This window comes from Dyella sp. 05T440 (assembly GCF_056395965.1).
Window position 1 is genome coordinate 120,811 of sequence record NZ_JBFTKN010000001.1, and the last position, 13,066, is coordinate 133,876.

Genomic DNA, 13,066 nt, shown 5'->3' on the forward strand with positions numbered 1-13,066 from the left:
AGCCAGCGAGGTCATAGCAGACAATGTCGAACACGCCCAAGATCATCTACACGCTCACCGACGAAGCGCCGTACCTCGCCACGCATTCGCTGCTGCCGATCATCAAGGCCTTCACCGCTACCGCCGGCATCCAGGTGGAGACGCGTGACATCTCGCTGGCCGGCCGCATCATTGCCCAGTTCCCGGACATCCTCCCGGACAACCAGAAGATCGCCGACGATCTGACCGAGCTGGGCAAGCTGGCGACCACGCCGGAAGCCAACATCATCAAACTGCCCAACATCAGCGCCTCGATGCCGCAGCTCAAGGCCGCGATCAAGGAGCTGCAGTCCCAGGGCTACGCGCTGCCGGACTATCCGGAAGATCCCAAGGACGTCAGTGAGTGGAACGTCAAGGCGCGCTACGACAAGGTGAAGGGCAGCGCCGTGAACCCCGTGCTGCGCGAAGGCAACTCCGATCGCCGTGCACCGCTCTCGGTGAAGAACTATGCGCGCAAGCATCCGCACAAGATGGGCGCGTGGAGCAAGGATTCGAAGACGCACGTGTCGCATATGGACGGCGGCGACTTCTACGGCAGCGAGAAATCGACGGTCGTTGAAAAAGCCACCAGCGTGAAGATCGAGTGGTTCGGCAAGGACGGCTCGAACACGGTGCTGAAGGAAAAGACCGCGCTGAAGGACGGCGAGATCATCGACGTCGCCGTGATGAGCAAGAAGGCGCTGACCGCTTTCATCGACGCGCAGATCGAAGACGCGAAGAAACAGGGCGTGCTGTTCTCGCTGCATCTCAAGGCGACCATGATGAAGGTCTCCGACCCCATCATGTTCGGCTTCGCCGTCAACGAGTTCTACAAGGACGTGCTGACCAAGCACGCCGATGCGCTCAAGAGCGTGGGCTTCGAGCCGAACAACGGCATCGGCGACCTGTACGCGCGACTCGGCCAGTTGCCTCAGCCGAAGCAGGATGAAATCCTCGCCGACATCAAGGCCGAATACGCCAACCGCCCGGCGCTGGCCATGGTCAATTCGGACAAGGGCATCACCAACCTGCACGTGCCGAGCGACGTGATCATCGACGCTTCGATGCCGGCGATGATTCGCGACTCCGGCAAGATGTGGAACACCGAAGGCAAGCTGCAGGACACCAAGGCGGTAATTCCCGATCGCAGCTACGCCGGTGTCTACGCCGTCGTCATCGACGACTGCAAGGCGAACGGTGCGTTCGATCCGGCCACCATGGGCAGCGTGCCCAACGTAGGCCTGATGGCGCAGGCCGCCGAAGAATACGGTTCGCACGACAAGACCTTCAAGATCGCCGGCGACGGCGTGGTCAAGGTGATCGACGAAGCCGGCAAGGTGCTGCTGGAGCAGCCGGTGGAAGCGGGCGACATCTGGCGCATGTGCCAGACCAAGGACGCGCCGATCCAGGACTGGGTGAAGCTCGCCGTCTCGCGTGCGCGCCTGTCCAACACGCCGGCCGTGTTCTGGCTCGATGCGAACCGCGCACATGACACGCAGGTGATCAAGAAGGTCGAGCGCTATCTGAAGGATCACGATTTGTCGGGTCTGGACATCCGCGTGCTGTCGCCGGTCGACGCCACCAAGTTCTCGCTCGAGCGCATCCGCAAGGGTCAGGACACCATCTCGGTGACCGGCAACGTGTTGCGCGACTACCTCACGGATCTCTTCCCGATCATGGAGCTGGGCACCAGCGCGAAGATGCTCTCCGTGGTGCCGCTGATGGCTGGCGGCGGCCTGTTCGAAACCGGTGCCGGCGGTTCGGCGCCCAAGCACGTGCAGCAGTTCGTGGAAGAGGATTACCTGCGCTGGGATTCGCTGGGCGAATTCCTCGCCATCGCCGCGTCGCTGGAACATCTGGCCAACCGTTACGACAACGCCGACGCCCGCGTGCTGGCCAAGACGCTGGACGAAGCGAACGGCAAGATCCTCGACAACAACAAGTCGCCGGCCCGCAAGGTCGGTGAACTGGACAACCGCGGCAGCCACTTCTACCTGGCCATGTACTGGGCACAGGCACTCGCCGCGCAGAACGACGACGCCAAGCTCAAGGCGAAGTTCGAGCCGATCGCCAAGGCGCTGACCGAGAACGAAGCAAAGATCATCGGCGAGCTCAACGGCGCACAGGGCAAGCCCGTCGACATCAAGGGCTACTACCACGCGAACGTCGAGCTGATCACCAAGGCCATGCGCCCGAGCAAGACCTTCAACGACGCACTGGCGCCGTTGCAGGGCTGAGCCAACTGTCGACCAAGCAAGTGAAATAGAAGGGCGCCGATGGCGCCCTTCTGCTTTTGGTGCAGTACGTTGGCGACAGTTGGCACGAAATAATCAGATTGACCGGCGCCAGAGCGAAGAGCACGTTGTTGCGGTGAGCCAATTTCCGCTCGACCCCGGAGAAATCGGGAGGGTTCGTACGGCTTTCCTGGCGCCTTTCGGGCAGGCCTCGTTGTTGAATTCTGGGATCTTTGAAGAGGCCGGGCACACCGTGTCGCGGCTGTGGGCCAGATGGAAATCGACCATCCATTTGGGGACCGCATCACCCTGGCCGGTCAAAATGATCCGGATGCGCGCTCGCTGGAGAACAACAGTCATGCTGACACCATCAATCATTCGAAGTGACGCACACAGCATTCGCAGGGCCTGGCGTCTCTTGCCGTGGCTGGCGTTGTGTCCATCGCTCGCGCTCAGCGCAACGCCCCATGGCGCAGCCAACCTCTGGTTGTTCGAGCAGCCGGAGCAAGCGGCGCCGCTGTATCGCGCACGCATCGCCGGCAGCGCGACGTTTCAGCACTACACGGCCAACGCGACGCTGGCATTCGCCTGTCGTACGGATGGCGGACGCGTATCGATGGAACTGGTGATCGACCCCAAGGCATTGGGCTTTGATACGGACCCATTTGAGGGGCCTGACGCGACGGCGCACGGTCCCCTCGTCGTGACGGGTATGCCGGCGACATCCGTCAAGCTGAAGGTTGGCGGCTGGTATGGCGATGGCGGTGCGTTCAATGTCGGTACGCCGTTCGTGTTTGGCGCGTCCACGGGCGACATTGATGCGGTGGCGAAACAGGGGCTCGCAGGCGGTGGAAGCGTGACGCTCGCCATACCGGCTGCCAAGGGCGGCGAGACGCTTAAGGCGACATTTCGCTGGCCGGACGACAGCGGCGTGTTGAAACGCGTCGTCGCGCCTTGCCTGGGCGCGCCAGCATCTCGCGGGCCATGATGAACGCCGCGTTGATGCGAAACCAAACGGCAGCTGGATAAAGATCCATCGGCTGTCGCCGTTCTCCGCGAGCCAGCGTTCTAGAATGGCGCGCAGGCAGCGGCGTCGGCTCGCCGAACGCACCTCCACAAGGAACCCGGCTGCTGCACGCGTGTCTCAAAGCAGCCCTTCAAGGAATTCGAAACGATGACACCCACCCGCCTGGCTCGTTCGTTATCCATGCTCCTGCTGACGGGGCCGCTCGCCATGGCGGGCACGGCGGTTGCACAGCAGGCACCTGCGCCGGCAAGCAGCGCGGCGGGCCAGGTGCAGAATCTCGAAGCGGTGACCGTCAGCGGCATCCAGCCCGGCCCCGGCCTGTGGAAGGTGAGCAAGGGCGATCACGTGATGTGGGTGCTCGGCACGTTGTCGCCGCTGCCCGACAAAATCCAATGGAAGACCGACGAAGTCGAGCAAACCATCGCCGAGTCGCAGGAGGTGTTGGGGCCGCCGTCGGTATCGCTCAAGCCCAAGACCAATTTCTTCGGCAAGCTCTTCCTGCTGCCGTCGCTGGTGGGCGCACGCAAGAACCCGGATGGCCAAACGTTGCAGCAAATGGTGCCGGCGCCAGACTATGCGCGCTGGCTGACGCTGAAGAAGCAATACATCGGCAACGACAGCGGCATCGAGAACTGGCGCCCGATCTTTGCCGCGGTCGAGTTGTACGACAAGGCGATCAAGCACTACGGACTCACCTCCTCCGGCGGCGTGAAGGATTCGGTCCGCAATATCGCCAAGAAGCACAACGTCAACTTCGTCACGGCGCGCTACACAGTGATGATCGAGGAACCGCGCAACGCGGTGAAGACGTTCAAGACATCGCCCATGGACGACCGCGAATGCTTCGGCCGCACGCTCGATACCGTGGAGCGCGATATGGGCCGAATCACCGAGCGCGCGAATGCCTGGTCTACGGGCGATATCGACACGCTGCGCAAGCTGCCGATGAACGACCAGCGCGAAGCATGCATCTCGGCCGTGACCGAGGCGGGCTTCGCCAAGCAGCTGGGTTTCAACGATGTGAAGCAGAAGGCCGATGCCTTGTGGATAGGCGCGGCGGAACAAGCACTTTCCACCCATACGCAGACCTTCGCCATGCTTCCGATGGAAGAAGTGCTGTCGCCGAAAGGTCTGATCGCCCGCCTCAAGGCCCAGGGCTACCAAGTCGAAGCGCCCGACGGCAGCGACGCGGAAGGCGTGGCGTCCCCCTCCCCATCGCCTTGAACCTGGCGCTCCCGCCTCCCCCGTGGGAGCGCACCCTGTGCGCGACAGCCTTTCGCGAAAACCTCAACCGCTCGCCTGATCCAACGCCGCAATCTCATCCTTGCTCAACTGCAAGCTCACGCCACCCAGCAATTCCTTCAGCTGCGGCACCGTGGTCGCACTCGCGATCGGTGCCGTTACGCTTGGCCGCGCAATCAACCACGCCAGGGCCACCTGTGCAGGCGTCGCGCTGTGCGCCTTGGCCACCTTGTCGAGCGCCTCGAGCACACGCAGCCCGTGTGGGTTGAGGAATTTCTGCACGGCGCCGCTTCGGGCTGCGCTCTTGGCGAGATCCGCCGCGCTGCGGTATTTGCCGCTCAAGAAGCCGCTGGCCAGCGCGTAGTAGTTGATGACGCCGATGTTTTCCGCGACCACCAGTGGTTCCAGTTCCTTCTCGTAACCGCCACGGCTGACCAGGTTGTACTCCGGCTGCAGCGTTTCGTATCGCGGCAAGCCGTGTTCGGCGGAGACTTTCAAGGCCTCGGCAAAGCGGTCTGCCACATAGTTCGACGCGCCGATCACGCGCACCTTGCCCTGTTCGATCAGCTTGCCGAAGGTCTCGAGCGTTTCATGCAAGGGCACCGTGGCGTCGTCTTCATGCGCCTGGTAGAGATCGATGTAGTCGGTCTGCAGGCGCTTGAGCGAACCTTCGACCGCCTGGTTGATGTTCATCGGCGACAAGCCGGGATGCTCCGCCCACTTCGCCACCTTGGTGGCGATCACCACCTTGTCGCGCTTGCCGCTGCGCTTGAGCCACTTGCCGATGATGGTTTCCGATTCGCCGCCGTAATTGCCGGGAACCCATGCCGAATAGACGTCCGCGGTGTCGATCAGGTTGAAGCCCGCGTCGACGAACGCATCGAGCAGCTCGAACGAGCGTTGTTCATCCGCGCTCCAGCCGAAGACGTTGCCACCGAAAGCCAGCGGCGCGACGGAAAGGGAGGATCGACCCAGGGGACGCAGTTGCATGGATGTGCTCCGTGTTCGATGTGGGGAAGAAAATCTTGGGGCATACTCGGGTGCCAAGGCCCGCGAGTATACGCGCCGCCCGTGTGATGCCCAGGCGAGCACGATGGCCTAGCGACAGCGAAGGAGGACGGATGAATAGCAAGATGACCGCACTGCGGTGTGCAGTTTTGACCGGTTTGGTTGTGATGGGATTGTGCACGTCGGCCGGCGCGGCGCCGTCGCAAACCACGGCCCGGCCGTGGAACGACACCACGCTTTCGCCTGATGCGCGCGCCCAGCTGCTGCTCGCGCAACTCACCCAGGACGAAAAATTCCAGCTGATCCGCAGCTACTACGCCGGTCCGGATCGTCCCGCCACGGCGCCGTTCCCGAAGGGCGCGATTGCATCGGCCGGCTACGTTCCACCCATCGAACGGCTTGGCATCCCGGCACTGGAAGAAAGCGATGCGGGCCTGGGCGTGGCCAGCTCCGACCGCATGCGTCCCGGCGATCACGCCACGCCGCTGCCGGCAGGCCCGGTGACGGCAGCGAGCTGGGATCCGCAGGTCGCCTATCGCGGTGGCGCGATGATAGGCAGCGAGGCCCACAACAAGGGCTTCAATGTGCTGCTGGCCGGCGGCGTCAATCTGACGCGCGAGCCGCGCAATGGTCGCAATTTCGAGTACGCCGGCGAAGACCCGCTGCTGGCCGGCAGCATCGTCGCCGAAGCGATCAAGGGCATCCAGGGTCAGCACGTCATCTCCACCATCAAGCACTACGCCTTGAATGACCAGGAGACGGCGCGCAACACCATCAACGTGCAGCTTGGCGAGCAGGCCATGCGCGAATCGGATCTGCTCGCCTTCGAGATCGCCATCGAGCGCGGCAAGCCCGCATCGGTGATGTGCTCGTACAACAAGATCAATGGCGACTGGGCGTGCGAGAACGATTACCTGATGAACCAGGTGCTCAAGCGCGACTGGAAGTATCCCGGCTTCGTGATGTCCGACTGGGGCGGCGCACATAGCGCGGCCAAGGCGGTCAATGCGGGACTGGACCAGGAGTCCGCGGGCGAAGTGTTCGACAAGGAAGTGTATTTCGACGCACCGCTGCGCACGGCGCTGGCCAAGGGCGAAGTGAAGCAGTCGCGCATCGACGACATGGTGCAACGTATTTTGCGCAGCATGTTTGCCGTCGGCGTGTTCCAGTATCCGGCCGGCAAGGCGCCGATCGATGCGCAGGCAAACCTGAAAGTCGCGCGTGAAACGCTGGAATCGGGCGCGGTGTTGTTGCGCAACGAAAACAGCCTGCTGCCGCTCGATCTCACCAAGCTGCAATCGATCGCGGTGATCGGCGCGCACGCCGACAAGGGCGTGTTGGCCGGCGGCGGTTCGTCGCTGGTGACGGCCATGGGCGGCAATGCCGTGCCGGGTCTGCCGCCGACCACCTGGCCCGGCCCCGTGATGTATCACCCGTACGCCCCGTTGAAGGCGCTGCGCGATGCGGCACCCAAGGCCGATGTGCAGTTTGCGGAGGGCACCGACGTGGCCGCCGCGGCGGCGCTCGCGGCGAAGGCGCAGGTGGCGGTGGTGTTCGTGCAGAAGTGGCAGGCGGAGTCGGTCGATACGCCGGATCTGTCGCTGCCGGACAACCAGGATGCCCTGGTCGATGCAGTGGCCAAGGCCAATCCCCGCACCATCGTTGTGCTCGAAAACAGCGGTCCCGTGGCGATGCCGTGGCTCGATCAGGTTGGCGCCGTGCTGGAGACCTGGTATCCCGGCGGCGACGGCGGCAAGGCGATCGCCAATCTGCTGTCGGGCAAGGTCAATCCCTCGGGCCGCTTGCCGGTGAGCTGGCCGCGCGATCTCTCGCAGCTGCCGCGCAAGGAGATTCCCGGCGTCTCCGGCGGCACGCAGCCCGAGTCCGTCGACTACGCCATCGAAGGCGCCAATGTGGGTTATCGCTGGTACCAGTCGCGTGGCATCAAGCCGCTGTTCCCGTTCGGCTATGGCCTCTCCTACACCAGCTTCCAGCATGGCCCGTTGAAGGTTGATGCAAAGGGCGCCCAGCTCGAAGCGACGGTGGAGATCGCCAATACGGGCTCACGCGCCGGCGCCGAGGTAGCGCAGGTCTATGTACACGTACCCGGGGCCAAGTCGGCCCGCCTGGCCGGCTTCGCCAAGGCATTCCTCAAACCCGGCGAGCACCGCACCCTCACCATCTCGCTGGAACCGCGACTGTTGGCGGATTTCGATACCGCCAAGCACGCCTGGGTGATCCGTGGCGGGCAGTACAGCGTCGTCGAAGGCCGTTCCTCGGAAGACCTGGGTACGCCGGTCAACGTCCAACTGGCCGCGAGCAAGCTTTGACTGTTCTGACACCGGCCTCACGGGGCCGGTGTCACCAGCTCAGCCGCAGCCGTCGTGGGCAAGTTTCGAGGGCGCCACGCTCTTGCGGATGGCCGTCATCAGGTTGGGGGTAGGCTGGCGCTTGCCCTTGGAGCGCGGCTGGCTCGGCGGTGCGTCAGCCAGACGACGCGCCAACTCCAGGTTGGTGATATGGCCATGCATGAACAGCAAATTCGTATAAATCGAGCTCATGACACCCTCCCGTCCGTTTGAGTGAGTCCTCAAGGTAGAACCGCCGCGCGCGACCAAAAAGCGATATATTCGCAAACCAGCCTTGAAGGAAATTCAAGATGGGACGCGTATCGCTGGATCTCCTCCAACAGTTCGTCCAGGTCGCCCGGCTGGGCAATCTTTCGCGCGCCGCCGAGCAAGCCAACCTCACCGTGAGCGCGCTCAGCCATCAGGTGCGGCAGCTGGAGCAACGGCTGGAACGCAAGTTGTTCGAGCGCGGTCCGCGCGGCGTGCAGCTCACGGCAGAAGGCCGCCGCCTGATGGAATCGGTGAGCCATCATTTCGAAGGCATCGATCGCGCCATGGCCGGCTTCCGCTGCCGCCGCGACGATGTGCTTACGCTCAGCGCCATTCCCGGTGTCATGTCCAGCTGGCTGGTGCCACGCCTGGCGCGACTGGTGGCGGCGCATCCCGAGCTCCAGCTCAACCTGCAGTCCAGCGTGGAGCTGGTCAATTTCGAACGTGATCCGGTGGACGCCGCCGTACGCTATGGACGCGGGCCGTGGCCGGGCCTGATCACCGAGCGGCTATTCGGTGAATGGATTGCGCCCGTGGTGTCGCCCGCGCTGATCGAGCGCATGGGCGATCTCGATCCCAACGACCTCAGCCAATGGCCGCTGCTGGGCGATCCGGGCGATCGCTGGCGCGACTGGTTCGCCGACGGTGAAAGCGCGTTGCCGCGTCGCTACGTGGCCCACTTCGACAATACCGACGCGCTGCAGCGCGGCGCCATGGAAGGCATGGGCGTCGCCCTGGGGCGCATGGTGATGGCGCGTCCGCTGATCGAAGCCGGCCAGCTCACGGTGCTCGGCGATCGCTATCAGCAGATTCCCGAGGCGTATTTCCTTGTGTATCCCGAGCACGCGAAGGATCACGCGGGGCTGCGCACGTTCCGTGAGTGGTTGCTGTGCGAGGCGGGGAAGTATGCGGAGACGATGTCGTACGCGACTGGCAACAGCCCTGTGTAGGAGCGCACTTGTGCGCGACCGGCGCTATGTCGATGCCATCACGCGAGGTTGTCGCGCACAAGTGCCCTCCTACAAGGTAGCGGCATGCACCAAAGTCGACGTACCCGACAGTTTCACATCCCGCCCCAACCCTTCATCATTCGCATTCCCCACCACAGCCCTCAAGGATCCAAGCCATGAAATCGCGCGCCGCCGTCGCCTGGGAAGCAGGCAAGCCTCTGTCCATCGAGCAGATCGATGTGGCCGGACCCAAGGCCGGTGAAGTGCTGGTGCGCATCGTGGCGACCGGCGTGTGCCACACCGATGCGTTCACGCTGTCGGGCGCCGATCCGGAAGGCCAGTTCCCGGTGATCCTCGGCCACGAGGGCGGCGGCATCGTGGAAGAAGTGGGCGAGGGCGTCACCTCGCTCAAAGTGGGCGATCACGTGATTCCGCTGTACACGCCCGAATGCGGCGAGTGCAAGTTTTGTCTCAGCGGCAAGACCAACCTCTGCCAGAAGATCCGCGTCACCCAGGGTCGCGGTGTGATGCCGGACGGGTCGTCGCGCTTCTCGCTCAACGGCAAGCCGCTGCTGCATTACATGGGCACCAGCACCTTCAGCGAATACACCGTCCTGCCGGAAATCTCGCTGGCCAAGATCAACAAGGCCGCGCCGCTGGAGAAGGTCTGCCTGCTCGGCTGCGGCATCACCACCGGCATCGGTGCGGTGCTCAACACTGCCAAGGTGGAACCGGGCGCGAGCGTGGCGGTGTTTGGCCTTGGCGGCATCGGCCTGTCGGTCGTGCAGGGTGCGGTGATGGCCAAAGCCGGCCGCATCGTGGTGGTGGATACCAACCCGGACAAGTTCGAGATGGCGCGTGCGCTGGGCGCCACGGATTTCGTCAATCCGAAGGATTATGCGGACACCTCGATCCAGCAGGTCATCGTCGATCTCACCGAGGGCGGCGTGGACTATTCGTTCGAGTGCATCGGCAACGTCAACGTGATGCGCTCGGCGCTGGAGTGCTGCCACAAGGGTTGGGGCGAGTCGATCATCATCGGCGTGGCCGGTGCGGGCCAGGAGATCAGCACGCGTCCGTTCCAGCTGGTGACCGGCCGCGTATGGCGCGGTTCCGCATTCGGCGGTGTGAAGGGCCGTTCGCAGCTGCCCGGCTACGTCGACCGCTATATGGCCGGTGAGATCAAGATCGACGAGATGATCACCAAGGTGTTGCCGCTGGAGAGCATCAACGAGGCCTTCGATCTGATGCATGAGGGCAAGGTGATCCGCTCGGTCATTCATTACTGAGCGGCAGCACCGGCGCCTCCCCGAGACCGCCCGAGGCCGCGAAAGACCGCCTCCAGCTTCCCGTGTTTAGCTAGTTTCACCCAGGGGTGGAAAACCTCCGCATTTCCACCCTTTGTATACATCGTGGCCGGCAAGCTCACGCGCGGTGCTGCGTGCGCCTTTCAGACGTTCAATAGGGGTTTTCAATGAATAGCCGTGTGTTTCTTGGGCTGGCCGTGGTGCTGCTGGCCGCTTGCAGTGGCAACTCCACACCCGCCAACGCGCAGGCGCAGGACCAGCCAGCCGGCGCCCTGGTGCCACCCACCAGCGCCACTGACTTCACGGCTTCCCAGCTGGATCAGGTGATTGCGGGCGACTGGCGTGCGCAGGACCACAAGGCGCGCGACGTCTATCGCCATCCCAAGGGCACGCTGCAGTTCTTCGGCATCCGACCGGATCTCACCGTCATCGAAATCACCCCGGGCGGCGGCTGGTATACCGAAATCCTCGCGCCGCTGTTGCGCAACAACGGCCACTACATCGCCGCCACCTCCAAGCCCGCCGCCGATGGCGAGGCTAGCCGCGATTTGAATTCCCTGAAGGCCAAGTTCGCTGCCGACCCCGCGCATTACGGCAAGGCGCAGCTGGTGGAATTCGACCCGAAGGCGCCCTCGTTTGGCCCGGCCGGTTCGGCGGACATGGTGCTGACCTTCCGCAACGTGCATAACTGGGTGGAAGCCGATACGGCGCCGGCCATGTTCAAGGCCTTCTTTGCCGTGCTTCGTCCCGGCGGCGTGCTGGGCGTGGAAGATCACCGCGCCGCCGACAACGCCAGCCTGGATGCGGTGAAGAACAGCGGTTACCTGCCCACCAACGTCGTGATCAAGCTCGCCACCGACGCAGGCTTCCGCCTGCAGGAATCGAGCGAGATCAACGCCAACCCCAAGGACACCAAGGACTATCCCAAGGGTGTCTGGACGCTGCCGCCCACGCTGACCCTGGGTGAGCAGGATCGTGCGAAGTACCTGGCCATCGGCGAATCGGACCGCATGACGCTGCGCTTCGTGAAGCCGGACACAGCGACGGCTTCGTCACACTGAGAGAGCAGCGATCCGTCGTTCGGCGGGTCGCTGCGCGCGCTGCATGCTGATTGCGCTCAACAAACCCTATGGTGTGCTTTGCCAGTTCAGCGATGCGGATGGGCGTCCCACGCTGGCTGGCTTCGTCAAGCAAAAAGACGTCTATCCGGCCGGACGGCTCGATCACGACAGCGAAGGTCTGCTGCTGCTGACCGACGACGGCCGGCTGGCGCATACGCTGACCGACCCGCGGCACAAAGAACCCAAGACCTACCTGGTACAGGTCGACGGACAGATCACCGACGAAGCGATCGATGCGCTCCGTCGCGGCGTTGTGCTCAATGACGGCCCCACGCTGCCTGCGCCCGCGGAACATGCGAGCGAGCCCGAGTGGCTATGGCCGCGCGATCCACCCGTGCGCTTTCGCAAGCTGATACCCACCAGCTGGCTGCGCATCACGTTGCGTGAAGGACGCAACCGGCAGGTGCGGCGCATGACGGCGGCGGTGGGTTTTCCCACGCTGCGCCTGATTCGCGAACGTATCGGGCCGTATGCGCTGGATGGACTCGCACCGGGAAGCACGCGCGTGGTCGGTTGACGACTGCTACGCGTGCGCCAGATCAAGGCCCCGCCATGGCGGGGCCTTTGTGCATCAGTCGGTAGGCAATCCAAAAAAGGCGCGTGCGGCCGCCGTGCTGTTCGCGGCAGTCTGCTCAGGTGACTCGCCGCGATCCCGCGCAATCTCATCGCAGATATGCCGCAAAAACATCGGCTCATTGCGCCGATGCGACGGCTGCGGCCTGACCGTGCGCGGCAACAGATACGGCGCATCCGTTTCGATCAGCAGGCGGTTGGCGGGAATCTCCTTCACCAGCTCACGCAGATGCGTGCCGCGTCGCTCGTCGCAGATCCAGCCAGTGATGCCGATATGGCAATCGAGCGCGAGATAATCACGCAACGCCTCGCCGGTATCGGTAAAGCAGTGCACGACCACGGCCGGCACTTTGTCGCGATAACGGCGCAGCAGGGCGATGAAATCATGATGCGCATCGCGCTGGTGCAGGAATAGCGGCTTCTGCACGTCCACCGCAATCTGCAACTGCCGCTCGAACACGGCCAGCTGTACATCGCGCGGGGAATAGTTGCGGTTGTAGTCCAGCCCGGTTTCGCCCACGGCGCGCACTTCCGCATGCGCCGCCAGCTCGCGCAGCAGCGCATCGGTGGCGTCGCCGTAATCGATCGCGTGGTGCGGATGCACGCCCGCCGTGGCATAGAGCGTGCCAGGGTGCGCCCGGGCCAGGGCCAAGGCATGCGTGCTTCCGTCGCGCGAAGCGCCGGTCACCACCAGCTGGACGACACCATGTTGCTTTGCACGATCGAGCACGGCATCAAAGTCGTGCCGAAAGGATTCGTGGGTGAGATTGGCGCCAATATCGACGAGTTGCATGGCCTGGCCAAGGTCTGGGAATAGGGCATTTTCCCAGAGTTTCCGTGCTGTGAGAACGATCCTGGACGATATTGGGCATAGGAGCCGGCTGACTGGCGATCCCACCAGGCACCTGGTCGACCGCGATGCGTCAATGCGCATCCGTATCGGACAAATCCGACCACTCGCGACGCCA

11 protein-coding genes are annotated in these 13,066 nt (G+C 63.7%); 8 read left to right on the forward strand and 3 right to left on the reverse strand.

The genetic code is table 11. From position 1 onward, the window contains the following. The first annotated feature begins 23 nt into the window (after nt 1-23). The 3 genes from AC1DE1_RS00505 (at nt 24) to AC1DE1_RS00515 (ending at nt 4,503) form a co-directional block, all read left to right on the forward strand. Nucleotides 24-2,255: an NADP-dependent isocitrate dehydrogenase gene (locus tag AC1DE1_RS00505; protein WP_441602788.1), complete on the forward strand. Its 2,232-nt coding sequence runs from the start codon at nt 24-26 to the stop codon at nt 2,253-2,255. 133 nt (nt 2,256-2,388) lie between these two features. Further along, nucleotides 2,389-3,240, forward strand: coding sequence for a nitroreductase family protein (locus AC1DE1_RS00510; protein WP_441602789.1), 852 nt, complete (start codon nt 2,389-2,391; stop codon nt 3,238-3,240). A 186-nt stretch (nt 3,241-3,426) separates the two neighbouring features. Then, nucleotides 3,427-4,503 carry a TraB/GumN family protein gene (locus AC1DE1_RS00515; RefSeq protein WP_441602790.1) on the forward strand — a complete coding sequence of 359 codons (1,077 nt, stop codon included), beginning with the start codon at nt 3,427-3,429 and terminating at the stop codon, nt 4,501-4,503. Between the two features lie 63 nt (nt 4,504-4,566). On the opposite strand, the gene AC1DE1_RS00520 is transcribed toward AC1DE1_RS00515, so the two are convergent. Next, a complete protein-coding gene (locus AC1DE1_RS00520) occupies nt 4,567-5,511 on the reverse strand; it encodes an aldo/keto reductase (RefSeq protein ID WP_441602791.1) in 945 nt (314 codons plus the stop codon). Nucleotides 5,512-5,642: 131 nt separating this feature from the next. On the opposite strand from AC1DE1_RS00520, the gene AC1DE1_RS00525 reads away from it, so the two are divergent. Next, nucleotides 5,643-7,859 (forward strand): beta-glucosidase family protein, encoded by a 2,217-nt coding sequence (locus AC1DE1_RS00525; protein ID WP_441602792.1) that lies wholly within the window; start codon nt 5,643-5,645, stop codon nt 7,857-7,859. Nucleotides 7,860-7,898: 39 nt separating this feature from the next. Here the strand turns inward: AC1DE1_RS00525 and AC1DE1_RS00530 are convergent, their stop codons facing one another. Then, a complete protein-coding gene (locus tag AC1DE1_RS00530) occupies nt 7,899-8,090 on the reverse strand; it encodes a hypothetical protein (RefSeq protein ID WP_441602793.1) in 192 nt (63 codons plus the stop codon). A gap of 98 nt (nt 8,091-8,188) precedes the next feature. On the opposite strand from AC1DE1_RS00530, the gene AC1DE1_RS00535 reads away from it, so the two are divergent. From AC1DE1_RS00535 to AC1DE1_RS00550, 4 genes are all read left to right on the forward strand, one after another. Next, nucleotides 8,189-9,097 (forward strand): LysR substrate-binding domain-containing protein, encoded by a 909-nt coding sequence (locus AC1DE1_RS00535; protein WP_441602794.1) that lies wholly within the window; start codon nt 8,189-8,191, stop codon nt 9,095-9,097. Between the two features lie 176 nt (nt 9,098-9,273). Then, complete coding sequence (locus AC1DE1_RS00540) at nt 9,274-10,386, forward strand: S-(hydroxymethyl)glutathione dehydrogenase/class III alcohol dehydrogenase (RefSeq protein ID WP_441602795.1); 1,113 nt, start codon at nt 9,274-9,276, stop codon at nt 10,384-10,386. Between the two features lie 185 nt (nt 10,387-10,571). Further along, the gene (locus AC1DE1_RS00545) at nt 10,572-11,465 is read left to right on the forward strand and encodes a class I SAM-dependent methyltransferase (protein WP_441602796.1); all 894 of its coding nucleotides are present in this window, start codon (nt 10,572-10,574) and stop codon (nt 11,463-11,465) included. Nucleotides 11,466-11,508: 43 nt separating this feature from the next. Then, entirely contained in the window at nt 11,509-12,042 is a 534-nt protein-coding gene (locus AC1DE1_RS00550) for a pseudouridine synthase (protein ID WP_441602797.1), read from the forward strand. Between the two features lie 54 nt (nt 12,043-12,096). Here the strand turns inward: AC1DE1_RS00550 and AC1DE1_RS00555 are convergent, their stop codons facing one another. Then, nucleotides 12,097-12,891 carry a TatD family hydrolase gene (locus AC1DE1_RS00555; protein WP_441602798.1) on the reverse strand — a complete coding sequence of 265 codons (795 nt, stop codon included), beginning with the start codon at nt 12,889-12,891 and terminating at the stop codon, nt 12,097-12,099. Between the last annotated feature and the right edge of the window lie 175 nt (nt 12,892-13,066).